This window comes from Paenibacillus qinlingensis (genome assembly GCF_013204845.1).
GTDB classification, from domain to species: domain Bacteria; phylum Bacillota; class Bacilli; order Paenibacillales; family NBRC-103111; genus Paenibacillus_E; species Paenibacillus_E qinlingensis.
Genome location: NZ_JABMKY010000018.1, coordinates 30,372 through 56,503, shown reverse-complemented (window position 1 = coordinate 56,503; position 26,132 = coordinate 30,372). Strand labels below are relative to the sequence as shown.

Annotated in this window: 23 protein-coding genes; 8 read left to right on the top strand and 15 right to left on the bottom strand. The window is 44.5% G+C overall.

The annotated features are described in order from the left end of the window. The first annotated feature begins 188 nt into the window (after window positions 1-188). Together HQN88_RS26295 and HQN88_RS26290 are read left to right on the top strand one after the other, a co-directional pair. The gene (locus tag HQN88_RS26295) at window positions 189-557 is read left to right on the top strand and encodes a hypothetical protein (RefSeq protein ID WP_173118124.1); all 369 of its coding nucleotides are present in this window, start codon (window positions 189-191) and stop codon (window positions 555-557) included. A 161-nt stretch (window positions 558-718) separates the two neighbouring features. Further along, window positions 719-1,702: a hypothetical protein gene (locus tag HQN88_RS26290; protein ID WP_173118024.1), complete on the top strand. Its 984-nt coding sequence runs from the start codon at window positions 719-721 to the stop codon at window positions 1,700-1,702. Between the two features lie 126 nt (window positions 1,703-1,828). On the opposite strand, the gene HQN88_RS26285 is transcribed toward HQN88_RS26290, so the two are convergent. Next, the gene (locus HQN88_RS26285) at window positions 1,829-2,539 is read right to left on the bottom strand and encodes an SDR family NAD(P)-dependent oxidoreductase (RefSeq protein ID WP_173118122.1); all 711 of its coding nucleotides are present in this window, start codon (window positions 2,537-2,539) and stop codon (window positions 1,829-1,831) included. Between the two features lie 103 nt (window positions 2,540-2,642). On the opposite strand from HQN88_RS26285, the gene HQN88_RS26280 reads away from it, so the two are divergent. Beyond that, window positions 2,643-3,002, top strand: a complete 360-nt coding sequence (locus HQN88_RS26280; RefSeq protein ID WP_173118120.1) for a MerR family transcriptional regulator — start codon at window positions 2,643-2,645, stop codon at window positions 3,000-3,002. Between the two features lie 575 nt (window positions 3,003-3,577). Then, window positions 3,578-3,940, top strand: a complete 363-nt coding sequence (locus HQN88_RS26275) for a hypothetical protein (RefSeq protein WP_173118118.1) — start codon at window positions 3,578-3,580, stop codon at window positions 3,938-3,940. Between the two features lie 50 nt (window positions 3,941-3,990). On the opposite strand, the gene HQN88_RS26270 is transcribed toward HQN88_RS26275, so the two are convergent. From HQN88_RS26270 to HQN88_RS26250, 5 genes are all read right to left on the bottom strand, one after another. Then, entirely contained in the window at window positions 3,991-6,255 is a 2,265-nt protein-coding gene (locus tag HQN88_RS26270) for a hypothetical protein (RefSeq protein WP_173118116.1), read from the bottom strand. Window positions 6,256-6,274: 19 nt separating this feature from the next. After that, window positions 6,275-7,450, bottom strand: coding sequence for an ABC transporter permease (locus HQN88_RS26265; RefSeq protein ID WP_173118114.1), 1,176 nt, complete (start codon window positions 7,448-7,450; stop codon window positions 6,275-6,277). Then, window positions 7,447-8,172, bottom strand: coding sequence for an ABC transporter ATP-binding protein (locus HQN88_RS26260; protein WP_216855837.1), 726 nt, complete (start codon window positions 8,170-8,172; stop codon window positions 7,447-7,449). Before HQN88_RS26260 ends, HQN88_RS26265 begins: the two co-directional genes overlap by 4 nt. Window positions 8,173-8,206: 34 nt before the next feature. Then, window positions 8,207-9,904 carry a permuted SH3 domain-containing protein gene (locus tag HQN88_RS26255; protein WP_173118111.1) on the bottom strand — a complete coding sequence of 566 codons (1,698 nt, stop codon included), beginning with the start codon at window positions 9,902-9,904 and terminating at the stop codon, window positions 8,207-8,209. A 930-nt stretch (window positions 9,905-10,834) separates the two neighbouring features. Then, window positions 10,835-11,986 (bottom strand): hypothetical protein, encoded by a 1,152-nt coding sequence (locus tag HQN88_RS26250; RefSeq protein WP_173118109.1) that lies wholly within the window; start codon window positions 11,984-11,986, stop codon window positions 10,835-10,837. A gap of 247 nt (window positions 11,987-12,233) precedes the next feature. Here HQN88_RS26250 and HQN88_RS26245 point away from each other — a divergent pair, with 247 nt between their 5' ends. Then, window positions 12,234-12,620, top strand: a complete 387-nt coding sequence (locus tag HQN88_RS26245) for a DoxX family protein (RefSeq protein WP_173118107.1) — start codon at window positions 12,234-12,236, stop codon at window positions 12,618-12,620. A gap of 572 nt (window positions 12,621-13,192) precedes the next feature. On the opposite strand, the gene HQN88_RS26240 is transcribed toward HQN88_RS26245, so the two are convergent. Continuing rightward, complete coding sequence (locus HQN88_RS26240; RefSeq protein WP_173118105.1) at window positions 13,193-14,707, bottom strand: sensor histidine kinase; 1,515 nt, start codon at window positions 14,705-14,707, stop codon at window positions 13,193-13,195. Continuing rightward, window positions 14,704-15,387, bottom strand: a complete 684-nt coding sequence (locus tag HQN88_RS26235) for a response regulator transcription factor (RefSeq protein WP_056610663.1) — start codon at window positions 15,385-15,387, stop codon at window positions 14,704-14,706. The genes HQN88_RS26240 and HQN88_RS26235 overlap by 4 nt, the downstream gene beginning before the upstream one ends. Window positions 15,388-15,601: 214 nt before the next feature. On the opposite strand from HQN88_RS26235, the gene HQN88_RS26230 reads away from it, so the two are divergent. Further along, a complete protein-coding gene (locus HQN88_RS26230; protein ID WP_173118103.1) occupies window positions 15,602-16,534 on the top strand; it encodes an FAD:protein FMN transferase in 933 nt (310 codons plus the stop codon). Between the two features lie 326 nt (window positions 16,535-16,860). On the opposite strand, the gene HQN88_RS26225 is transcribed toward HQN88_RS26230, so the two are convergent. From HQN88_RS26225 to HQN88_RS26195, 7 genes are all read right to left on the bottom strand, one after another. Next, entirely contained in the window at window positions 16,861-17,943 is a 1,083-nt protein-coding gene (locus tag HQN88_RS26225; RefSeq protein WP_173118101.1) for a CopD family protein, read from the bottom strand. Beyond that, window positions 17,944-18,531 (bottom strand): copper resistance CopC family protein, encoded by a 588-nt coding sequence (locus tag HQN88_RS26220; protein WP_173118099.1) that lies wholly within the window; start codon window positions 18,529-18,531, stop codon window positions 17,944-17,946. A gap of 35 nt (window positions 18,532-18,566) precedes the next feature. Then, a complete protein-coding gene (locus HQN88_RS26215) occupies window positions 18,567-20,891 on the bottom strand; it encodes a heavy metal translocating P-type ATPase (RefSeq protein ID WP_173118097.1) in 2,325 nt (774 codons plus the stop codon). Between the two features lie 300 nt (window positions 20,892-21,191). Further along, the gene (locus tag HQN88_RS26210; protein ID WP_173118095.1) at window positions 21,192-22,052 is read right to left on the bottom strand and encodes a M56 family metallopeptidase; all 861 of its coding nucleotides are present in this window, start codon (window positions 22,050-22,052) and stop codon (window positions 21,192-21,194) included. Beyond that, window positions 22,049-22,480 (bottom strand): BlaI/MecI/CopY family transcriptional regulator, encoded by a 432-nt coding sequence (locus HQN88_RS26205; protein ID WP_173118093.1) that lies wholly within the window; start codon window positions 22,478-22,480, stop codon window positions 22,049-22,051. Before HQN88_RS26205 ends, HQN88_RS26210 begins: the two co-directional genes overlap by 4 nt. 18 nt (window positions 22,481-22,498) lie before the next feature. Continuing rightward, window positions 22,499-22,873, bottom strand: coding sequence for an ArsR/SmtB family transcription factor (locus tag HQN88_RS26200; protein ID WP_173118092.1), 375 nt, complete (start codon window positions 22,871-22,873; stop codon window positions 22,499-22,501). Window positions 22,874-22,965: 92 nt separating this feature from the next. After that, entirely contained in the window at window positions 22,966-24,054 is a 1,089-nt protein-coding gene (locus tag HQN88_RS26195; protein ID WP_173118090.1) for a copper resistance D family protein, read from the bottom strand. A gap of 221 nt (window positions 24,055-24,275) precedes the next feature. Here HQN88_RS26195 and HQN88_RS26190 point away from each other — a divergent pair, with 221 nt between their 5' ends. After that, on the top strand, window positions 24,276-25,535 hold the full coding sequence (locus tag HQN88_RS26190; protein WP_173118088.1) for a BaiN/RdsA family NAD(P)/FAD-dependent oxidoreductase: 1,260 nt from the start codon (window positions 24,276-24,278) through the stop codon (window positions 25,533-25,535). Between the two features lie 393 nt (window positions 25,536-25,928). After that, entirely contained in the window at window positions 25,929-26,087 is a 159-nt protein-coding gene (locus HQN88_RS26185; RefSeq protein ID WP_173118087.1) for a hypothetical protein, read from the top strand. Window positions 26,088-26,132 lie beyond the last annotated feature (45 nt).

Sequence of the window (26,132 nt, the reverse complement as noted above, 5' to 3'; positions counted from 1 at the left end):
TTCAGAGCCGACGAGGCTCATTTAAGTCGAAATATCCGAACTATTTACATGGAAAGAGACCCTCCTGTAATGGGAGGGTCTCTTCTTGCTGAGATTCCTCGTGTAAAAAGAGGCTAATCTAGCAGTTATTCATCCAATCTACTTCTTCCATCCTTTCATATAGTTAATAAAAAGGAGGAATGATAGTAATGCTACAAGTAAACGCGCTAGTGACTTATCCACGCTTGACGGTGTACTCGGAAGAAAACTTCTTTGGAGCACGTCAGACTTACAGAGGTAACCTTGGTATTACCAATTTAGAGTCTATCTTTGATGGCATCGAAAGTTTACGATTTTTCTCAACTAGTCCGAATGCAACATTAATTGTATTTAGCCAGCGGAATTTCGGAGGCAGATACATTGTGTACAGAGGCAGTCGGAGCTTAAGAGACTTGGATGATTTAATTCGAGGCAACGATGTGGAATCGCTCATTTCTACGAACCAACGCCTAACGGCTGCTCAGATTCGCATCATCAACAATACCGGCCGACTCCCACGCGGCTACAGACGTTTATGAATAATGGAAAGTCAGTCCTTCGGTGCATCCAAAGGGCTGGCTTTTTCTTTTATGTATATTCCTGTTCTTGTTGTAACGAAAAAATTCGATACTTTCGCAACAATTTAGCTCTTTACCGAGTCTATATTTACAACATTAGGTAATTGAGGTGAAAACAGTATATGCAATTCAAAACACGAATCAGGAATGTCATTGCCCTCGTCTTTGTCATGATGTTGTTCACTGTTATTAGCACTTTGCAGGCAACTGCTGCGCCACCACCGCACAAAGAATTTATTCCGCCTAAAATCCCACCGGTCATCACCTTACTCGAGCAGACGCCGCTTTACTCCACAACAGACGAATCGCGCAAACCATTTGCTGCACTTACTCCTCAAGATGTGACTACCGTTGATGCAGAGCAAGCTTGGTACACCAAACAGCGCGGGGAAAAGGTATGGATTAAAATTAAGACCACATGGGCCGGTGATCTCTGGATGCACCTGGATTATGACAAAATTGGCATCCTCAAGCAGCTTGATACGAACATTGCATTGCTGTGGGACTCCTATCTTTATACGCAACCATCTTTATCAACGAGAACGGATGCTGTACTCGCCCCGCAAACGGTTCATGCGAATGCCATATTTGAATCGCCTGCATCGTACTTAACCAACTCTTATCGCATTGAGACTTCTTGGCTGGGAGATATGTGGGTTGTCTCTCAGCCTCAAATGTTACTAGATATGGAGATTGTGAATCAGGAGATGGATCTCCCGACCGAAACCTTGTACATGGAAGACTATGATACATCAAATCGTCTGCAACGTCCCTCAGATGCTAAGCTGATTCCTCCACAGAAAGTATTTGCCTTGGAAAAAACACAGAATGGCGTCTACCATGTTCGGTCTCAGGATGGCAATATTTTTTGGATTCAGCCTGAATTTGCTGAGCCTGTAGGGTCTGAAACAATCAATGAACGGCTCACTCTATTGAAGGATGTCAGGCTCTATCTATTTCCAACAATGCCTTTCCCAACCTTTGGGGTGTTATCAGCTCAAACTGTAGATGCATTCGAACGATGGACCAATTCGCAAGGTGAACGGTGGTATCATATTCATACTTGGGCCGGGGATATGTGGGTTCAGCCTGATAAACCGCTATAGGGGTAACGCTTCGACATATCAATACGCATTGCATACCTAATCATACAAGTAGCCTCGTCATGGTATTCAAAAAAACACTTGTCCGCAACATACGCGGCAAGAGTTTTTCTTATCAGGAGTTCCTTGTTACCAGGCATAAACGCCCTTCTCATCCAAGAATTCGGCGTTATGACGTTTGCCATCTGTCGCATAACTCACTATAATCGCAGCGGCGGCTTCTTTCGATTTTCCACCTGCGGAATTGCCATTAAGGTCTGTTGTGGTGAATCCAGGTGTTACAGCGAATACTTGAGCTCTGCTGTTTTTGACTTCATAAGCCATTGAAAGTGTCATGGCATTGTTAGCCGTTTTAGATGAGTTATAATCGAACGCGTTTAAAGTTCTTTCAGCATTTTGCATATGATCCAGAGAGGCCATATCCGTGGATACATTGACAATGGTGCCTTCGTTATCTTTGATTAACGGGAATAAGCGTTGGTTCAAACGGAAAGTTCCGAAAAAGTTAACTTCGAATGCATTCCGTAGATCTTCCTCTTTGGTATCCATGAAAGAACGGGAGAAAGCGCCAGGCATACCAGCGTTATTGATCAGGAGTTTCAAATCTGAATAATTCTTGTCGATCGTATCAGTTGCTTGTTCGATGCTCTTTAAGTCACCCATGTCGATTTGCACAAATACTACGTCTAACCCTTTGGAAGTTAACTCAGAAACGGCTGCTTTCCCCCGTTCGGCATCGCGTGCACCAAGGAGGACTTTCCATCCTGCTTCACCTAACTGTTTAACAATTTCAAACCCGATTCCTTTATTTGCTCCAGTTACAAAAGCAGTCTTTTTCATGCTTATCCTTCTTTCCCTAATTTGATTTTCTTTTACGATTTCAAAGTTACTATGCTACACTTAGTGTAGGTCAACTATTAATTTTTAATAAAAGAGGGTTCATATGCTAACGATTGGAGAAGTGGCAAAGGAAGTCGGGATCAATATTGGAGCGATCCGCTTTTACGAACGAAAGGGACTGTTAAAACCTGCCGCCCGAAGCGAGCAGAATAACCGTCTCTATACAGATGGTGATTTGAATTGGCTGGTGTTTATCAAATGTCTGCGCGAAACCGGGATGAGTGTAGAAGATATCAAAAAGTATTATGATAAGGTGAACGAAGGAACCTCAACTCTGCCGGAGAGAATCAAACTGATTGAAGATCAAAAACAAAAGTTGCTGCAAGATATTGAAGAAAAGGAAGCACAGCTCGTTCATTTGGAAGAAAAACTTAAGCGCTATTACCGCGGGGAAAATTATTAAGGTATGCTGGATCCGCTAGACTAAACTTTATTTAATCACGAACCCCTCTTACATAAGCATACTCTCATCAAAAAACCGATTATCTATGACGTATCCGCGTGTAAGGACACTCCAGCGACTCGGTCGAGCAACGTTTGAATAGAACCAAATAAAAAGACACAGACCCTACTTGAGGTCCGTGCCCATATCCCCATTCCCTAGCAACGTAAGTGCTTCCTTAGCTTTAGATATATTCTGCAATAAACAGCACCCGGCTTTCTTTATTGTACTTGATGCTGCCCGTTGTCAAAGCTTTCCTCAAAGTCGACCGAGCAATATAGTTTAAGGCTAGAATCTCGTCTTCTGATCTTGGGCGATTTCGGGACATCTCATAGCCTTGCTCTCTTGTTTTTTCACGAAAGTTAAATTATAAACGCTCTTCTTAAGTTTAACCATGGGCTCATTCGCACAACCCTCGAATCTGCTAAACTAACAATCTATTCACACATTTTCTATTACATAGGTAAATCTAGTTAACGGGCATGCCTCCTTCGACATCTACTATAAGCAGATAGAGAGAAGGAGGTGAAACTTACATGCAAAACACAAAACGCAGCATCCCTACTCTCAAAGACTCTGGCAAGTTTGGTAAATCGTACACGCGCATTCCTGTGGGCAAAAAGTTCGGTCCTACACAAACACTTAGACGACTTACTATTCTTTGGGTAGATAACGCCGGTGTTCCTTTCGTCACTTCTGGCTTTTTCTGTGAGGCTCGTACTTTAAATGGAACCCGCCTTGCAACAGCTCGCTTTGATGCATTTGGAACTGCCGTATTCCGTACAATTGGCACGCCTACTTCACGTACTCTAGTTCTTAGAACTTTTGATGAAGATGGTGTCATCTTCCGTACACGTACAGTTCGTTCCGGCATTTCGGCTTTCGTATTTATCGGCTAATAAAGAAAAACAGCCCACCCCGGCAACTCCAGGGTAGGGCTGTTTCTCTTTTACTTAAATTGCTTCAGAAGGCGCTTCGCCGTTCCGTTCGGTGTGTTGATGACCTCGTACATATTGACGATGATGCCGTTATTCACTTGCTCGTTTTTCAGTCCAGAAATTGTTACTCGCTGGCTGCCGCTCGTTAATTTGCCAGTGCCCATTAATGAAGCATCTTGGGTGCCAACGATACGTCCGAGAGAGTCGACCATTTCAAATTGGATTTTGGAGAAATTAGAATCAATAATGACTTGATCTTCATGCGTAATATCCATGTCTAGTTGAAGAACATACGAATAGGTACCCCCACTATACGTCCAGCCAATCGAGCTGTCATTCACTTTAAGCGAGAATGGATAGATCGCAATGGTATCCCCAGTTTCTTCTCCCTGCAGAGCCACTTTGAACGTCCCTGCGGATACATTTCCTTCAGAAACGGACTTATCATCGTACACATTCAGCGCAAATGAATCATCCGCTGTCGTTTCCTTATTAGGCAGCAAGTAGGAGTAGCTTACTACATAGGAGCTTCCTGGTGTAATTTGCGTGGCTGCCGCGCTTTGGCGTGAGCCGGTATATGCATTGCCTTTATTATCGATGAGCTCGTTCTGCAACTCAGGAAGCGCAAGCGTGCTCGTGCCGTTGTTTGTGATTTTGTATTTGGCAATCGCCGTTTTGTAGCCAAGATCGTCATTCTCATGCGTATGAAGCTCAATGAGCGATACATCCAGATTCGCGTTCACAACGCTGCTGCCCAGAGCAAGCTTGCTTCCAAGCTCATAGTCTACCGCTGTGGTAAAGCCGTTTTGGGCTACGCTCGCGCCTTTGAGCAGGAACACAGCCACAGGCTGTTGTCCTGATGTTGTCGTTGATCCTGTTGATCCTGTTGATCCTGTTGTACCTGTTGATCCTGTCGTTCCTGTAGATCCTGTAGATCCTGTTGTTCCCGTCGTCGCCCCACTGCTACCTGTCGTTGATCCACTTCCCGTGCTACCAGTTGTCCCGCTCCCCGCCGTGCTTCCCGTGCTTCCCGTGCTCGCCGCTGCTTTCTGCCACAGCACGAGCTGTGCCGCATTGGGATCGACGCCCGTTGGCAACGTCGCATTAAAGTAATAAGTCGCCGTCTCCTTCGGCGCTAAAAAGCCGCTGCGCGTACTATTATCTGTCGATGACACGGATGAGCCAGAGTCACCGAACTGGTAGGAGGCGGCCAATGAAGGAACAGGAGCGACCACGTCCCCATCATTGCTGAGCGTAACTACTGTCTGAACGTGGACGCCATCTGCCTGTGTAGAATACGTAGACGAGCTTGCCTTCGCTGTCACGTTCTCGCCATCCTGCTGCCCCGCATAGCTCTCTTTAACGCCCAAAGCTACCATTTTCAGCGACGAATTCATACCCAAGGTTCCCAGTGAAACATCTTCACTTTGATTGAGGTAATAGTATTCCAACGTTAGCCCGCTTGTCGGCATGCCTTTGGAAATTAGCGTTTTGAGCGTCAATGTATCGGACTGATTAGGCAAAATAGCCGTATCCGCACCACTCGCAATAGTCGCCGTGTATTTCATACCATTGGCATCCACAAGTCTAGCCAGCAATGTTGCTGGTATTTTCACACTGCTTGAGCCTAAGTTCTTCGCTGCAACTTGCGTATACATATACCATTTGCCATTCTCTGTTACACGAACACTCTGGCCTAGCCCAAAAGCAAGGGACGCATCACTTGCAAGTGTACTATCTAATGTACGCAAGCTAATAATCTCTTCTGGCGCTTCCAGCTGCCCTTCTTGGATGACAGAAGATACCGGCAACTCCCCGAGATGATTCATGAAATCAGATTTATTATAATCCCAGCGGAATACATCCACTTTCAAATCAGCCGCATCTACACCAGCTGGCAAATTTGCGTAAAATCGGAAGCTTTCTTCTTGCCCGCCCGTCACGATGCCACTCTTTTTCTCACTCAAGTTAGCCGTGTAACTATGTCCAGCACCATCCGTCACACGTACACCATACTTGTTAAAATCAAGCGTCTGATTTTCTCCATTATGAAAAAGTACGGAAAATTGCAGCGATGAAGACGAAAGTGCCGCTCTATTTAGCATAAAATAGGAATCCTTCGAGATAAAAACGCCCTCTGAAGCGGCGTGTGCGACTGATGACCCTGGAACTGCCCATGAGGCAGCCAGCAAGCTTCCTGTCAGCAGCACAGCCAGACTTGTTTGTTTCAGTGTGTTTTTGGATTTACGTCCAATCGATGTTAGTTGACGAATCATGGTATAAACCTCCTGTTGCCTAATCGTAACGCAGCGCGTCGATAGGTTTTAGTTTCGATGCTTTATTCGCTGGATATAAACCAAAAATGACACCAACAAGTGCTGAGAATAAGAATGCGTAAAGCCCAACGTTGATGGAAAGACTCGTCTCTTGACTTGGATTGATATACGGCCAGGCCAATGATAACGCGATTCCAACCACTAGACCGATCAAACCGCCCATCCCGCTAATCAAGGTAGCTTCGACTAGGAATTGCAGCAAAATATTTCTCCGCTTCGCCCCAATTGACTTCCGAATCCCGATCTCCCTGGTTCGCTCACTCACGGTAACGAGCATAATATTCATAATCCCGATCCCGCCTACAAGCAGGGAAATCGCAGCAACAGCAACCAATTGGTTGGTCAGCGTACTAGACGCCGTTTGTCTTGCGCTAATGAGCTCAGATGAGTTCAAAATATTGTATCCAGTTGTACTTTTAAACTTCTGATATAAGTAAGCTTCTACGGCTAATTGTGCACGGCTAACGAGATCACCAGAGGATGCTTCCACATAGGCGGTTCGGATGTTTCCTAGCTTAAAATCCCGGCTCATCGTCGGCAGCGGCACCAACACAGAGCTATCCAAAGAGGTTCCGCTCGTATTGGAGCCCTTCGTTTGAAGAACACCGATAATCGTGTACATGTAGCCTTTCACATTAATTTCTTCGTCGATCGGATCTTCCTTGCCAAAAAACTTCGCAGCCACTTCACTCCCAATAACCGCAACGTGATTACGGAAATCCAAATCTGCCTGAGCGAGGAAACGCCCGCTGGCCATCTTCCCCTTTTGCAGCTCCAAATAACGGTCATTCGTTCCGATCACATTGTAGCTCTCCGTTGTGCGGTCGAATTTAATGGAGCTATTCTGTGTCATTGTGGGTGCAATGGACGAAATGCCTGCTGTACCCTCAAGAGTCATGAATTCATCGTAATTCAACTGTGTGGCGCGTCCGTTCCCCATCAAATTGACCGTCAGGAGATTCGTTCCCAGTCCTTCATATTGCTTTTCGATGGCTTTGGATGTTCCTTGACCGATCGATACGAGCGTGATGACCGAAGCAACCCCGATAATAACGCCTAGCATCGTCAAAATCGTTCGTAACGGATTCGAGCGAATCGTGCTCATCGCCATTTGGAAAAGCTCCCAAATTCTCATGAATGCGCCTCCTCTAACTTAGGCACTTCAACCGACCACGCATCATTGCGCGTATCACTGACAATTTCGCCATCTCGCAGCGCCACCACGCGCTTCGCATTATCTGCAATGTGATGATCATGGGTGATCAACACAATCGTATTGCCCTGCTGATTTAACTCTTTGATCAACGCGAGTACCTCAATGCCCGTCCTCGAGTCTAGGGCACCTGTCGGTTCATCCGCCAGAATGAGCGACGGTGAAATGGCCAACGCTCTCGCAATCGCTACCCGCTGCTGCTGTCCACCTGAAAGCTCACTTGGCTTGTGATGTCCACGCTCACCCATACCTAGCTTCTCCAGCATGCGTTTGGCTTGTTCTCTCCGCTGTTTCGCAGGTATACCTGCATAAATCATGGGGAGCTCGACGTTCTCCGTCGCTGTCAGCCTGGGCAACAGGTTAAACTGTTGAAAAATAAAACCGATCTTCCGGTTGCGCAGCTGAGCAAGTCCGTTGTCTGACATTTTCTCCGTAGCTACGCCATCCAATGTGTATGAACCTGACGTCGGGCTGTCCAGCAGCCCAATTGTATTCATCAACGTCGATTTCCCCGATCCACTGGGACCGATAATGGCGACAAAATCGCCTTCTGCAATATGCAAGGTAATGCCGCGCAAAATCTGCAATTCCTCAGCACCACGGGTATAACTCTTCGTGATCTCATTTAGCTCAATGATATTCATCCCATTCGCTCCTTTCAGGGGCACGGTTAGCTCCTTACTGACGCGCTCCGCCGCCGCCACCGCCAGCATTACCGCCACCCTGGAATCCACCGCCGCCAGCTCCACCTGCACCGCCTTGGAATCCACCTGCACCACCTGGGAAGGCACCTCCGCCTGGGAAGCCTTGCCCTTGCTGGTTTGTCGTCGTTGTCGCTCTGCGAACCGGCGTGACTACCTCTTCGCCCTCTTTTACCCCATCAAGCACTTCAACTTGCGTTTTGCTTCGAATACCTACTTTTAACTCCCGCTCTTCCGTTGTACCATCGGCCTTCTTCACCGTAACCGTCGACTTGCCTCTTGTTGTTGTCACCACTTGGATCGGTAGAACGAGGATATCCTTCTTATCTTGGATGAGGATTTCGGCCGTCGCCGTCATCGCATATTTCAAATCGTTCTGTGCTGTATTCGGAATCGCCACAACCGCATCATAGGTGGTCACGCCATTCGTCGTTGTCCCCACATTGGAAACAGAAGTCACTTCACCTGTAAAAGTTTTCCCTGCAATCGCATCGACTTTTACGTTAACTTTTTGTCCGACTTTCACACTCGTCAGATCAAGCTCATCCACAGCAATTGCGAGTTGCATCGTGCTTAGGCTTGCCACTGCACCGAGCGTTGTGTTCGCATTAATTTGCGCGCCAACCGGGTAATTCCGAAGGACGTTATTTTTACTATTGGCAAAATCCGCTGAGAACACGCCATCAAACGGTGCCTTGATCGTCAATTGATCGACTTTTTGTTGGGCATCGCTGACACGGATTTTCTGGCTTTCAATCGCAGATTGTTTGGCGACGATATTCTTTTGGAGGTCGTCGTTAAAAAGGGTCACAATGAGATCGCCTTGTTTAATCGTATCCCCATCTTTGAATTTCAGCGTTTTCACCGTTCCGCTGGCTTCGGAGAAAATGGACGCCGTGCGCACATAGGCAAGTGCAGCCTGATCTGACGAAGCTACCTTAGTAGCGCCGCTGCCGATGCTGCCTTTGACCTTCAAGCCTGCCGAAAGGGTACCGTCGTTATCGACGAGTACATCGACCAGTACCACTTTATTCCCATTCGCGTCAGCGCTAATCTCGTGACCAATGGTATCGACAGCACCAACCTTCGATAACAAGTAGCCATCCACGCTCAACTCCACGGGGTCACCTTTTTTCAATTGCACCGCTTCTTGCAGTGAAAATGGCAGTTTCACCTTAAACTGCGTTGTATCTGAAATCGTACCGATCTTCGTCGTTTTATTTACTTGGCTGCCGACATCAAAATTAGCATTCAAGGTAATCTTGCCCGACATCGGAGAGGATACGCTCATATTTCCTTGTTCAGACTTTAGCTCAACTAGATCACTCTCCAGCTGCCCCAAAGTCACTTGCGCTTCCTTGAGATTCGTTTCCGTTGACGGGACAGAAAGTTCGACGAGCACATCACCTTTTTTGACGGCTTGATTCTGGGTTAGATTCATCGTTTTGATGATCCCTTCGATCGGAATCACGATGTTTTGCTTATCCTTAGCGTCCAATTGAGAGGTACCCGATACAGCCATCGAAATGGCACCCTTGGTCACTTTCATTGTCGTTTGTTGTGCTGCCGTTGCAGCTGGCTTCGTATTATTATGTACATAGTAGTATGTACCTGCCCCACACAGGATGGCCGCCAGGGCTACAATGAGCCACCTTTTTTTACTGCCTACTTTCATCCGTCATAACCCCTCTCACGGTTTACCTAAACACTCGTTGCCTAGGTCGTACAATCTTCACAAGATGTAGTCTACTAGGGGCGACTGAAACCTGTCTGAGTGTAAGCTGAAAGTAGGTTGAACGAAAGCTGAGTGTTTGCTGAAAATGGGGAGGGGTTACTTGCCGCCTTAGCTGCTGAGACTGAGGGTGAGGCGAGTACTGAGACAAAGGTCAAGGCTGCTGTTGTTGCTACCGCTAGTGCTGCGAGTACAAATGCTGCTGCTATTGCCACCGCCTAACTGACATCAACACTGCCCTCCGTCCGCACCACCGCACAACTAACACCAAGACTGCCACTCATCCGCCCTGCCGCTCAACTAACACCAAGACTGCCACTCGTCCGCCCTGCCGCTCAACTAACACCAAGACTGCCACTCGTCCGCCTTGCCGCTCAACTAACACCAAGACTGCCACTCGTCCGCACCTCCGCACAACTAACACCAAGACTGCCACTCATCCGCCCTGCCGCTCAACTAACACCAAGACTGCCACTCGTCCGCCTTGCCGCTCAACTAACACCAAGACTGCCACTCGTCCGCCTTGCCGCTCAACTAACACCAAGACTGCCACTCGTCCGCCCTGCCACCCAACTAACTGGAAAAACTCCATCTAATTTTCTTTTTTTCAACAAATTCAGAGATTAGATGGAAAATATACATCTATTTCTTCACTTTCTAGCCTACTTAGCCTAATAGCTCTAAATTAGCTGTACTTTTTACAGTTAGTAGAATGAAAACGGGAATTCATGCGAAATTAACTGTATGTTTTCCAGTTGTTATGACTTAGCTACTTTAACAGCTCCCTATCTAGCAAAATTGCATCTAACCTTCCACCTCAAGCACAAGCACAAAAAGCCGCTCACAAAGTGAGCAGCTTCCTATGACATCCCCTTAGTTGGCAGCTGTCGGGGCTGGTGTTGCTGATTGCTTGGAAGTGTTGCGATCCGGACGACCTTGACCGCCTTCAGGACGCTGGTGAGCCGTACCTTTTTCCTCTACAGCCTTCTTGATCGAATCTGTCATGCCGTCTTTAATTTTGCTGATCAAATCATCTTCGCTAATCCCTTTCGCTGTTGCGATATCCACAAGGGATTTGCCCGATTCTAACTCTGTTCTCAACTCATCTTGGGTAAGCCCTAGAATTGTCGTGATGACCTCCGGATTGCCGAAGTGCCCTGGGCCAAATCCGCCAGGACCTCCTGGGCCCCCTTTACCGCCGCCTGGAAACCCGCCTTTGAAGCCTGTGTTATCAATTTGCTTCGTTAACTGGTCGCTAATACCTTTAATAATCTCGTCTGCCTTCTCTTGTGTCAGCTTGCCAGCGGTTACTTCAGCTGTAATCGTAGCTGTCTCAGCTGCAACAAGCTTGGATAAGTAGTCTTCCTTCGTTAGTCCTTTTTCAAGGGCAAAAGCTGCTAATGTTTTATCAGCCTTCAGCGCTTCCTGTACAACGCTTTCTTCAACGCCTAAAATGGTTGCTGTTTCTTTGATCACGTTGCCGCCACGGAAACCACCGCGATCTCCCATTTGTCCTGCTCCTTTACCGCCGCCTGGAAAACCACCTTTAAAGCCTGTGTTATCAATTTGCTTTGTTAACTGGTCGCTAAGACCTTTAATAATCTCGTCTGCCTTCTCTTGTGTCAGCTTCCCAGCTGTGACTTCAGCTGTAATCGTAGCTGTCTCAGCTGCAACTAGCTTGGACAAGTAATCTTCCTTCGTTAGTCCTTTTTCAACGGCCAAAGCTGCTAAAGTTTTGTCTGCTTTAAGTGCTTCCTGCACAACACTTTCTTCAACGCCTAGAATCGTTGCTGTTTCTTTGATCACGTTGCCGCCACGGAAGCCACCGCGATCTCCCATTTGACCACGACCTCTATCATTAAAGCCTTTGCCGCCCTGTCCTGCTTTTGGTGCCGCTGTGCTTGTGGAATTGCCTACTACTGTATCTGCGAACGCTTCATTATGTAGGGCTCCTACTAAGCCAACTCCGATGACAAAAGATGCTACTAGTGAACCTGCGAGAATTTTTTTGCTGATTTTTTTCATAATGTATTCCACCTCATCTTTGAATTTGTGTGTGTTTCCCTTACAAAACCAAGTATAGACCCCTTACCTGAAACCCATCTGAGCGTAAACTGAAGGTTGGTTGAGAGCTATCTGAGAATTGGCTGAAAATGGCATGGAAAATATTATAATACATTTTAGCGTACTGGTGTTCGCTTTTGGTCTATTACATGGTAGAATAAGGATGAAATAAGCACAAATTTCGAAATAGATAGGGGGATACTGTCTAATGTCTTACCGTAAAGAGCGCAATAAGCTAATCGCTTACTGGGTAACTACCATCTTAGGACCTGCAAGTTTCGTCATCGGCGGATTTTTCTTCATTACCCATGGTGAGCAGCAAATCACGACGTTGACCGGGCTCGGATATCCCGAGTATATCTTAACCATCCTGGGCTTCTGGAAACTGATGGCCGTCATCGCAATCCTGATCCCACGTTTTCCGCGACTAAAAGAATGGGCATATGCTGGCTTTTTCTTCGAGCTCACGGGAGCTGCTGCTTCGCATATTCTGAATGGCGACGGCCTAGCTCTCGCTGCCCAACCGCTTGTGTTTCTAGCGCTAGTCATGGCCTCATGGGCACTTCGTCCGCGCAGCCGCAAGCTCATCTCTTAGTTGTTGATGTCAAAGGCCAACCGTTCGACGGTTGGCCTTTTGGTGTTGTGCTGGTGGGTGGATAAGTTAAATTAGCTAGTTTGTAGGTGGAAGGGAATAACTGTCTGCGTTAGGATGCTCGGTTGGTGGGTCCGCGGGGTTAGAGTAGCTAGTTTGTAGGGCGGCGATAACTGTGCGTCCGAATACTTCACTTCACTACTATCCTAAACTCCTTCCACTTCCCATTCCCCCTCCTCCACGACCACTAACTGTAAAAAATACAGTTAATTCCTGAACAATCCCCAGATATCAACGTTTAACTGGATTTCCTCCATCTATTTCTGACGATTTCAGTAAAATCAGCCATTTCGGCTGAATTTAGCTACATGAAATCCATCTATTTGCTCCTAAACAGGATTTTCATCCAAATTAACTGTATGAAATCCATCTATTGCCCCCGCCGAGGCTGCATACCGGGCATGAACCTGCTACGCCCCCAACTCTGGGCTTCTTTAGCCACCCAATCTCCCCACTCACCGCGCCAAACAAACCAAAGAGGCCAACGCCTCAGCGCCAACCTCTTCTTCTCTTACCTATCGCGGCAACCGTACGATAAACGCGCTTCCCTCACCGACGGTGCTCTCCACATGGATGGATCCGCCATGCAGCTCCACGATGGAGCGCGTAATCGAAAGGCCTAAGCCCGCTCCGCCGCTGCGTCTTGCCCGCGAGGAGTCGATGCGGTAAAACCGATCAAACAGATGCGCGATATGCTCAGGCGCAATTCCTGGACCATTATCGCGTACAGCGATCTCAACACCTGCGTCCGTTTTCGTTAGTGAGACCTTTACCTCACCTGTCTCGGGATGCGTATGCTGAACCGCGTTGTGGAACAGGTTAAGGATGACCTGCTTGATTTTATCCGGATCGCATTGACACTGCGACTCTGGTTCCAAGAGGAAAGTGACCTCTCTCTCGCCTGCAAGCAGACGCAGCTGATGCTCCATTTCATGAAGCACATCGTCCATGTCCACCTCCGTCTTATGGAAAGACGGCGTTCGATCCAACCGCGCCAACAACAGCAGGTCCTCAACTAATTTATTAATGCGGACGGATTCACCATGCATGCTTTTCAAAGCTTTCAACAGCGGTTCGGGTTGTTGATACGCCCCGCGCAGCAGTACCTCCAAGAAGCCATGGATGGAGGTCAGCGGTGTGCGAAGCTCATGCGAGGCATCCGCAGCAAAACGCCGCATCTGCTCCTTCGCTTCTTTTTCCGCCTCAAATGAAAATTCCAACCGCTCTAGCATGCTATTGAAGGACGTCGCTAAGCGATCCATCTCCGCCTGCCCTTGATGGTCAGGGAATCGTTCATTTAAATTACCCGAATCAATACTTTTCACCGTGTCCACCAAATTAGATAATGGCACAAGCGTCCGGCGCAGCACAGGCAGGAATCCTAGCAGTCCAATAACCATCGCCAGCATCGATAGAAATAGGAACGTGAGCAGCTGCCTCAAAAGGACATCCTTTATTGGCGCTGTGCTTGTGCTTGCTTGAATAAGCCCCTGATAGCCGCGTGGACGTTCCGGTTCTCCTCCCCCGATTTGATGAAACACAATTAATTGCTCGTTCCCTTTGCTGTCTTTCATGATCAGGTGATCTTGTTTCTTTGTACGCTTTTGCAGGATTCTCACATATTCTTCTTTGTCCAACTCCAACGTCGACTGTTCATCTTGGGAGGAAACGAGTTTATAGGTCCCTTTGTCATCAATTAGTGCAATCGTTAAATCCGGTACGAAAATCCGCGGACCTTCACCGAAATTATCCTGCCGATTGTTGCGCATGAAATCCTGTCTTGGCAGGAAAGGGCTCGTATTCTTATCTCCCCCTAGCTCAGCCCGAAGCCACACGTTAGGTGGCAGCGCTGCAAGCTGGTTGCGGATCGTCTCTGCTTTATTTTGAAACATAAACTGCTGCATGAATACATATTGAAACACGCCGATCAACAGCAAGAGTGCAGACATGACTAGCAGCGTGCGAGATAAAATTTGAAACTTCAAAGATCTCGTCTCGAAGACAGCTGCGAACCAGCCGCGCGTCTTCATGTCAAATCCATCCGATACCCCGCCCCGCGAATGGTGCGAATCAGCTTGTGCTCCTTATCTCCTAACTTGTCACGCAGGGAGCGTATGTACACTTCCACAATATTCTCTTCACCGCCAAAATCATAACCCCACACTTTATCCAGAATCATCGTCTTACTCAGCACGAGACCGTGATTGATGGCCATAAATTTAAGCAGCTCGTATTCCGTTGGCGATAGCTCCAAGATCCGATCATGCATGCTGATCTCTTTGCGGCGATCGTCCATGCGGAGCGGTCCAATAACGACTTCCCCGAACAAGTTTGGAAAATGGTTGCGAATCCGCGCATAAATCCGCGCCAGCAGCTCCTCAAAGCTAAACGGTTTGATCATGTAGTCATCGGCTCCGAGCGTGAGCCCCTTCACCCGATCATCGATTTCATCTTTGGCTGTTAGCATAATGACCGCGACATTGTCCGTCTTCTTAATCATGCGACATACCTCGAAACCGTCCATCCCCGGCATCATGACATCCAGAATCGCGATATGCGGCTGAAATTTATTACAAGCTGTGATTGCACTAATACCATCCTGTGCTGTCATCACTTCAAAGCCTTCGTTCGTTAGCCCTAGCTCTAGAAATTCTAAGATATGCGGCTCGTCATCGACGAGTAATATTTTAATCCCTTTTAATTGACGCATCTGCACTCGTCTCCCCCAAGAAATTCATTCGTACACGACTTCTACAATCAGTATCCCATATCCTGCCTAAAAGCAATCTGAGCAGCGGCTGAAAGCTAGCTGAAAGTTCGAGAATCTTCAGCTATTTTTCAGCTAACGGTCAATTCCATCTCAGCTACCCCTCATATACTGATCTCAGAATAAGTATGGATGCGACAGAAAAGAGGAATTCCAGATGACAATGAAACCAAACACCTTCCTCCCCTTTCATTTTCAAACGCTGGACTCGGCTATTGAACTTCTTCTTCCCCATGGTGAGCAGAGACAACAGCTGCAGATTCATGAGATCGGCAACGAATGGTTCGGGCGTGAAGAGAAGCGATTCAGCCTCAGTCTCCCTGACAGTGAAATCAACCTTTTAAACACATTAGCCGGAGAAAGCTGCCTTGTGTCCAACGCCATGCTAGAGGTGCTCTTCCTTGCTGAAATGTATCAAGCCATCACTGATGGTAAATACACGCCTCTTCTATATAAAGAAAAGACTACGCTAACACACATGCCAGCTCCTGCAATACAAGGCTGGAGGGTAAATCCTGCGACCAAATCAGTAACACTGCCGGAGCATACGTGTATTCATTTGCAAGGACTCGACAAAAGCTGGTCTCTGAAACGATTAACCGACTATTTGAAGAGAACCTTATCCATTTCACGGGGACGCTTGCTCTCTCAGGGCGATGTCACGGTATGGGGGCCATCTAGCGCCGAGCAGGAGCCGTGGATGATCGGAATCCAAAACCCATGGCACGAGAACGCCAAGTTAGGCGCAATCGTGATGCCAGAGGGTGCGCTTTCTACGTACAGCCCGCTCGAGGATCTCAGCGATGGTGACGCTGGCAGCGATGTCCTGCAATGCACAGTTGTTGGCGGTGATCTCGTGGCTTGCCACGTATGGGCACGATTATTAGGCTCACTTGGGCTAGATGCTGGCCTCTCCCTTCTCGCCAAACGCAGTGACGATTGTGAAGCGATTGTGCTTACCAAGCATGATGAGCTTCACTACTATGGACGGGAAGCCTCACTCGGGCATCGATGGCTGGATCTTCAGGTCGATCATTATCATTTTATCGTCGACGGACATGGCAGGCAGGGTGTTGATAGTTTCACTTAAAGGATTACATCGCAGATCTTTTGTGGATGAAATTAGGAAAAATTGCATGTTATCCACAATTCACCTGTGTTTGTCCACAGACAACAGGTCAGTTATCCACGAAATGGGCTGTTTTATCAACAAGTTATCCACGTACTGTGTGTATCTTTTGAATATCTTGCTCTTTACATGCTAAGTAATTAAAGTTAGCCTAACGAAATTCATCTAGAGAACGTCAAAAAGCGGAGATGATTATAGACCATCTCTGCTTTTTTTGGGGGTAAGGTAAAGTCTGGTACAATGATTCTGTTATGATTCTTACACGAATGACCCTATTTTCATCTTTTTCATACTATCGAAAACATCAAGCCCAAATACCCACAAATAACGAAAAATAACGCGGCGGCAACCGACCACATCGGCCTTTTCTTTCTCCATGCCACAAACAAACCACCTATTATTGCAATAAGCCCAGCGGCAATAAGACATATGCTTACCACATTCAAGATAATTTCCATGTCTTCTCCCCTACTCACATCGTAACCACTTATATACGTAAACCACGGCAATGGCGGCCCATCATCAAGAATGGTCTTTAGATCTCCGTGTGGTGGCTCTTGTTGCCCCATGAAAGCTGTAACTACAAGCAATAAGATAATAACAATGCTTTCGACTCTCATCCAGGACAACGTTTTACTGTTTTCTTTACGTAACCAGAATGTATTAATGATTGCCAAAGCAATTATTGGAACGATTAGTAGATGTTTGATGAGCATGGCTTGGCCAAATGATGTAATCCAAGAACTGACGTAATAGGGAGACAGTCTCCCCATTAACATGAACCCGGCCACAATGATTACACAAACACATCCGATGGCAAGTGGTGTAAACCATTTCAGAAATGGTGACCAGTTCTTGAGTTCAATTGTAAACCATCCCACAACGAAAAGTACGCCTATCCAAACCATGGTACTAATAAAATGTGTAGCGTGTGCTGCAAAGCCGATCCATCCATACAAAGAGGCAGAATGACTCGCATATCCAAATGCAATAAGCAAAATCAATGTTAAAATGAGGATTGCTTTCCATTTATACTGGATTGCCTTTGAGTTTGGTTTTAGTCCTAAGAAAAGTAGCATGACCATGGCGGTTATCACGGTAGCAAACCAGGCATTGCCTATTTTATAGTCACTTAGCACCGTAAAGAGCAAATAGGGGATGTCATAACCTAGAATTCCCTTATAGAAAACAATGATTTTTATGACCTGAACTAGTGATAATAGGACAATTCCAAGTAAAATCCATGTTAAGTTATTGTCTGATAGGTGATAACGGGGCTTTTTATTATCGGGCAAAAGGGCAAGGACACTAACGCCAGTGAGGATTGCGTAACAGCAATAAAGCAGAGCTTCCGATAGTACATAGAGCAACTACTTTTTCCTCCTAGCAATCAACAATATAACAAGCGCGATAAGTACAAATGCACCGATCCCTACATAAATTAAAAAATTGCGTGATGTAGATTGTTCCTCAACCACTGGTGCACTTGGAGATGGTGTGCTTGTTGGCATAACTGTTGCAGACGGTAAAGGCGTAGTCTTCAATTCTGTTTGTGTCTGCTTGTCCCCTTCCCTTTTCACCGAAAAGGAGTACTTTCCTTGAATCGGATGTCCATCCTCACCGACAATGGTCCACTGAACTTCATACGTGCCATTTGCTAATGGTTGACTCAAAATACCCGTCATAACCTTCTCTTTAAGCAGTACTTTATCTAATTTAATCTCCTGTTTATTGCTATCAAACAACTTAAATGTACTTAAACTCTCAAGTTTACCTTCAAATGTTAGTGTGAGTTCTTTTAACTCATCCGTAACCACTGCATTTGCTGGAGGATTCGACTTATCAAATCCCGTATGAGCCCAAACAGGATTTGAAAAAGACAAAGGTAAACTTACAAATAAAATACTCAATACCATGACCAATTTTGCAAGAAGGCTGCTTCTTTGAAGCGTGAACATTAGATATCCCCCAAATATGAATTGATATTAGCTACTTACTTCCGCATTCGTAACAATCGTAAGCTGTTTAAAATAACAAGCAATGCTGCCCCGGTATCACTTAAAACAGCCATCCATAATGTCAAAAATCCTGGAAATATAAGCAGCAAGGCTAAGGCTTTAATTACAATAGAAAACCATATGTTTTGCTTTATGATCTGTACGGCTTTTCGGCTTAAATGGATCGTATGCGGCAGCTTTTCAAGATTATCTGCCATAAGTACGATGTCCGCTGTTTCCATAGCTGTATCTGTACCTGCGCCTCCCATTGCTATTCCAAGATCGGCAGTTGCAAGTGCAGGAGCATCATTTATTCCATCTCCAACCATGGCAACAAAGTGTCCTTCTTTTTGAAGCTTTTTGACTGCATTGACTTTATCCTCGGGCATTAATTCCGCAAAATAACGAGTAACTCCCGTCTCAGAAGCAACTTGTTTAGCTGTGCCCTCATTGTCACCTGTTAACATGACAACATCATGGATACCAACAGCTTGGAGTCCTTTAAGAGCTTTCACAGAAGTACTACGAATAGCATCTGCAACGGCTATCACACCTAATATTTTCTCATTTGTCCCTATAATCACAATTGTATTTCCGTCTTGTTGGAGGGATATAATTTGTGATTCTAACTCTCCTAAAGAAATACTCCGTTCATGGAACAATTTGATGTTCCCTGCAAAGTATTCACTGTCGCCTATGATCGCGCTGACACCTTTACCAACGATGTTCCTGAACGTGTCTCCATGGCGTATAGGAACACCCTTGTCTTTGGTGTACGCAACAACTGCCCTGGCAATAGGGTGAGTCGAATATTCTTCTAGTGTTCTAGCAATAGTAAGCAACTCATCTTCACTTGTTCCTGAAAGTACTACTTGTGATACCTTCGGTTTTCCTTCCGTTAAAGTGCCCGTCTTATCAAAGGCAATGGTTGAAATCCTTCCCGCTATTTCTAAAAATGCGCCACCTTTGATAAGAACCCCATTCTTAGCTGCATTTCCTATGGCTGAAACAATCGCTACAGGTGTTGAAATGACCAAGGCACAAGGGCATGCAATGACTAATAATTCTAATCCTTTATAGAACCAACTTCCCCAAGTTCCACTACCAAGTAGTGGAGGCAAGACCATTACAACGAGAGCAAGAATAAATACAATCGGCGTATAAATACGCGCAAATTTATCTACAAACGCTTCCGTTGGAGCCTTCTGCTCTTGCGCTTCTTCCACTAGGTGAATGATTTTGGAAATCGTCGTATCTTCAACAAGCTTAGTTACTTTAATCTCCAATGATCCATGTTCGTTTATTGTACCTGCATATACACTGTCTCCAACATGCTTGTCGACTCGCATTGATTCACCTGTGATCGGCGCTTGATTCACACTCGACTCCCCAGCAATGACAAGACCATCTAGCGGGATTTTATCTCCTGGTTTAACCACAATGACATCGTCAACTAAAATATCCTCTACAGGCTTACTCAATAGCTCTTGACCGTCTTTCACGAATGCTTCGGGAGGAGCCAGATCGATTAAGCTTCGAATCGAATTTCGAGTCTTCTCAATAGACATCGTTTGGAGTACATTCCCTAGTGCAAACAACCATACAATTGTTGCACCCTCTAACCACTGACCTATTGCCGCGGAACCCAGGACAGCTGCTGTCATCAATACATTCATATCCAAAGAGCGGCTTTTTACTGCATAAAAGGCGCTTCTAGCTGGCTTGTAGCCACCGATGATAATCGATATGGCGTAAAGCAGCGTAGTAAAGTTTGGTGATGCACTTGTATAAGAGCCCATCCAGCCAAACAGAAGTAGGACACCTGAGAATACAATTAAATTTCTTCCCGAATGATCTTTTTTAGATATATGGCTTTGCTTGGTTTTGGAAACAAGCTTAGCCTTGTAACCAGCTTTAGCGATTTCTTTGATGATATCCTCAGCTGAGTTCTCGTGCTCAGTCATCATTTTCCCCGTTGAGAAATTAACATGGGCACTTTTAACCGATGGTAGCGCCCTAATATGCTTTTCTATGGTTAGTGCACAGGAACTGCAGTCCATCCCTTCAATGGCATAGACTCTTCCTCTGCCTTTTTCCTGAGTTATATCTACAAGCTTAAAACTCTTTGTGAAGTTTAGTTCTTTAGGTTCTTCCGTAGGTTCGTGAGAATGCACATGTTGGTGGCTCCCACTATTGTCATGATCGTGATTATGATTATGTTCATGGCTATGGGAGTCGCCTTTGGCATGATTACAACATGACGGTTCATTTCCATGTTTGTGTTCGCCATTCGGCTTATTGTTAGAAGAGTTTGAAGACATAGAACATTCTCCTTTATAACATATGATTACATGCTCATGTATTAATTACATCATATGTTTACCCCCTAATTATGTCAATGATCATCTTCACCACTTTTCATTGGAAAGGTGCGAGTTAACTATTTGTCACTACTTCACAGCATTTACACTATGATGCATAGTTTAATACTAATAACTCCAATCTAGTTAACTAAAGGCGCATTGTCAATCATACATATGAATATTTCAATATTTGTTCATATGTGTGATGGAATGACAAAAAAGCAGAGAGCTATCTCCCTGCTTCATTCATATATGGCGTTAAATGCATTTCAGAGTGACAATAATAAACATGCCTATAAGCATCGAGATTGACATTAAAGAAGTTCGAAGAGAGAACAGTGGCACTTTAATGGGATGGTCAGGTTCTATAAGCTGGCTTAATCTATAATTAATTGCTTCACCATCTGTAAATTGAACTGCTATGCTTTTGAAGCTTTGTTTTCTACTGTTGACCATTTTGAGTAAAGCTGAGCTAAGCGGATAGGTTGAATTCATTTCATTAATGACATGTTTATCGGCCAGTATTTCAATCCACACGTCAAAATAAGATCGAAGTGCTCCTAATGCGGGAATATAATTCATTGAGAGACAAACCAGATGAATCAACCATTTTTTAAAAGGATGGTGACATAGGCGGTGATACTGCTCATGAATTAAAACCGCCTCAACTTCAGAATTTGAAAGTAAGTGTAGTAATCCCGTTGAAATAACAATCCGAGCACGCCACACCCCATTTGTTAATGCTACTGGCTTTTGCTCATGAATCACAATAATGTCTGTCTGCAGATGCTTATATGTCGCATTTATCTCTCTTGAGAGAGTCACATTCTTACGACTTTTTACAATTAAATGCCATCTATGATCTAGGATCGCTTGCTTGCCTATAAAGTAACAGATGCGTGTAATTGTAATAATGAGCAAGCAGGTAAATACCATTTTATACACAGAATGCCTGCCCCAAATGTCAGTAATCAAATCAACAAAATAAGTAGAAAGGTTACCATCGTATCTCACATCGCTTATCTGGTGGAAGACAACGAACCCCATTTGCAGGAGGATCCACCCTGACATCAACAAAATAATCAGGAACGCAACTTGTGGCCTGGTAGCTTGTTTCATCCGTCAGTCCTCTTTTTTATGGACTCGAGCTTTTGCTCTAACTTTTGAATAAGACTTGGATCCACTTCATCCATGGCATCAATAAAATGAGTGACTACATAGTCTTCAAACTCATCCATGAGTCCTCTCGTGACATCCCTCGTATGTTCCGTTAAAAAATCATCTTTTGTAGATAATGCCTGAAAAAGTGTGGATTTAGTTCTCCCTTTCCCAAGCGTCTCCTTCTCTAATAAGCCTTTATCATATAACCGGTTCATAACCGTCATAATTGTTGTAAACGAGTAAGGAGTCACTTTACTTAGTATTTCTTGAACATCTTTAATACTCACTTTATCTACGGTCCACATAATCTCCATGATCTGGACTTCCAATGAACCCAAAAAACGATAAAGACCTTTTTCTTGTACTTGATATGTCTTGATTTTCATAGAGATGGATCCTCATCTTTAATTATGTGTGATGTGTTGCAAGGTTAGTGAAAAGATTTGTTCGATATGTGCATCATCCAAAGAATAGTAAACCGTTTTACCTACTTTTCTACGTTTAACAATTCGTAAATTCCTTAAGTAGCGCAGTTGATGTGATACAGCGGATTGTCCCATCTCTAGAACCAAAGTCAAATCATGAACACATAGTTCACTTTGCAACAGTGCGTATATTATTTTAATCCGCGTAGGATCCCCTAGAGCTTTAAAAATTTCTGATAAACTAGCCGCGGATTCCTCAGCGATCATTTTTTGTTTAATTTCTACTACATTCGTACTTCCTTCACACGTATCATCACACTGGTCTGGTGTAAGATTTGGATTGGTTATTGTCATGCTTCACTGCTCCCTACTACCTCTAATTACCCCATTATATCAAAAAAGAAAAACCGACTCTAGAAAGAATCGGTTTAGATCGTAATTATTACTTAAATTAATGCGATCATCAATGATAAATAAGCTGTAACACAGAAACCAATACTGCTAATTACCGCATATATCGAGAATGCTTTTTTTGAAAAGAAGGTGAAAATGGATATAAGTAACAGAACCGCAGCAATGGCTAAGATTATGCTAAGTGAGTTTAGATTCAGATTCAAAGCCGGATTTGCACTTAGTTTCTCTTGATAAAAGGCTAAAAAAAGTTGCGAAGGCTTGTTTTCAACCAGTGTTAGCGCGACTTTATGGGGTGGCGGTTGTTGACCCATGAAACCAGTAACCATAAATACCACAATAGCAATAATACTCTCAACTCTTATCCAAGAAAGAGGATGATAAGATGGGTCTTGAACTAACCGCTTCCTAATTAGAAAACCATTGATGCATGCCATTGCTATAAGGGGAATAAACAACAAATGTTTGATAAGTAGCGCCTGACCGTAAGATAAAATCCACGAATTAAAATACTCAGGAACTACAATAGTCATCATGAATAAACCGGAAATCGAAATAATGATTACACAAGTGAAAGCAATTGGAGAGAACCAGCGGATAAAAATAAGCCAGTTTTCCTTCCTTTTTGAAAACCAAGCAACCGTCAAAAGAATCCCACCCCATACAACAACGGATAGGTAATGCAATGTTTGTGCAATAAATCCTGATCCATTCGTCTGAGACGCAACGTGACTAGAATAACCAAGAGCTGTTACCATGAACACGACAAACAATAGAGAAACGGCAATTAGATTCGGGTTTTCCTTTATCCTCGTTGTCTTCATGAATACAAATACTAATATGGACAAAAGCAGGACAATCAAATAAGATCTACCTTCTTCAAAGGTAAGCATGACGCTTTTAAAGGTAAGCCAATATCCTACGTCTGGTCCAAATATCAAAATAAGTCTTACTATTGGAGCATATGTGAATACCGCAATACCAATAAGACAAGCTAACATGACATTTTGGGGCACTTGCACTTCAGGTTGTTTGTTCTCCGGTACTAGCGAAAACAGCAGCCCTCCAAAAAGCACGGTAAAGCAAACATAAAGCAAACTTTGGCTTACATAAAGCAAAATCATGTGACACCTCTTTTTGAAAATATAACTAGAAAATAGTCTATGCTATTATACTATACATCATAGTGTAAAAAACAAAGGCTATTAAGGAGATATCATGAAAAAATTCCACTTCGTATTTCCGTCAAGTTAAAGGAAAGACAAATGTATGGTGAATACTCATCCTACTTGGGTTTAGCTCTAATTAATGATACAATTTGCAAAAATGAGTCAAGGAGTTTTGTATGGCATACGATGTAATTGTGGTCGGTGGAGGATCTGCAGGTTTAATGGCGAGTATAGCTGCCAGCTTAAATGGAGCTAAAGTTCTTCTCCTCGATAAGGGAGATAAATTGGGGCGTAAACTTGGGATTTCTGGTGGTGGTAGATGTAATGTAACAAATAATAAAGAGACGGATGAATTAATCAAACATATCCCTGGTAATGGTCGCTTTTTACATAGTGCGTTCAATAATTTTAGTAACAAGGATATCATTGCGTTTTTTGAAAATCTAGGAATTCGTCTCAAAGAAGAAGACAACGGTCGCATGTTCCCTGTTAGTGATAAAGCCAAAACGGTTGTAGACGCTCTTGTAAATCAAGTTCGTAAACAAGGTGTGGATATAAGAATTAATAGCCCTGTAGATAACATTAATTTTAATAATGGCTCAGTCTCTGGGATACGTTTAAAATCTGGAGAAACCATTCGCAGCAAGAATGTGATTATTGCCTCCGGCGGCAAATCTGTCCCTCATACAGGTTCAACTGGAGACGGTTATTTGTGGGCCAAAGATGCGGGCCATTCCATTACTGAGCTTTTTCCTACAGAAGTCCCATTAACCTCTAATGATTCTTTTATCAAAAGTCGTGAATTACAGGGGCTTTCACTTAGGGATGTGACATTGACGGTATGGAATAGTAAAGGCAAGCCAATCATTTCTCATAGTGGTGACATGCTATTCACACACTTTGGTATTTCTGGACCAATCGCTTTAAGATGTAGCCAATTCGTTGTAAAAGAGTTATCGAAGAGTGGGCTAAAAGAAACTATTCTTACTGTTGATTTTCAGCCAAATAAGGGTCTAAGTGAGGTTTATGATGAAACCCTCGCTTTAACTAAGAACGAGCCTAAGAAGGCGATTAAAAACGTTCTCAGAGGCTATCTGAATGAACGAATCATCCCTTTGCTTCTCCAGAAGGCAGAACTGGATGAACAACTTACACATGATCATATACCTAAACAAAATTGGATGGCATTAAGCAAATTAATTAAAGCTTTTCCAATCCAAATATCAGGTACTCTCTCCATAGAAGAAGCCTTTGTAACAGGCGGTGGTGTTAATCTGAAGGAGATCGATCCTAAAACGATGCAATCCAAGCTTATGAATGGTTTATACTTTTGTGGAGAAGTCCTTGATATTCACGGATATACCGGTGGGTATAACATTACTGCTGCTTTTTCTTCCGGCTATACGGCGGGTAAAAACGCAGCGATGCTGGGCTAGCTGATACCTCATTTATAAACTCCACCACCAACACTCTTGAGCTTCACTAACTGGAAAAATTACAGCTATTTCAAGCAAGAAACGCCATTTATTTTGAATAACTGGATTTCCTCCACCTAATTTTGCACATCTTCGTTGAAATGGACGAATGACGCGAAATTAGCTGGAGTATTTCCATTTAAATGGAGATATCGAGTAATATCAGCTAGTTTAACTGTAGTTTTTCCATCTATTGCTACACGTGCCCCTCTCGGGGAAGCTAGGATGCGGAGCTACTCGCCCCCCTCGGGCAGCTAGGATATAGAAGTGCAGCAGTGCGGTGATTCAGTTTCCACCCGAACGGGTATTACTTGGTATAGAAATCACTCATACCAAACAAGGGAGCTGAAAACGATGGAACCGATGAAAAGCGTGGACATTGAACAGAAGCGAATTGAGCAGAAATATGACAAGGGACTTGTCGCATCAACTTTTATTAGATATGCAGCGTACATCATTATCACGTTCGGATTGCTGTTTTTCCTGGTCCGTTACGTTTTCCCGCGGTTTTAACACATACATCGGCACAAACCAAAAAGACGAACACACACCAAAGGT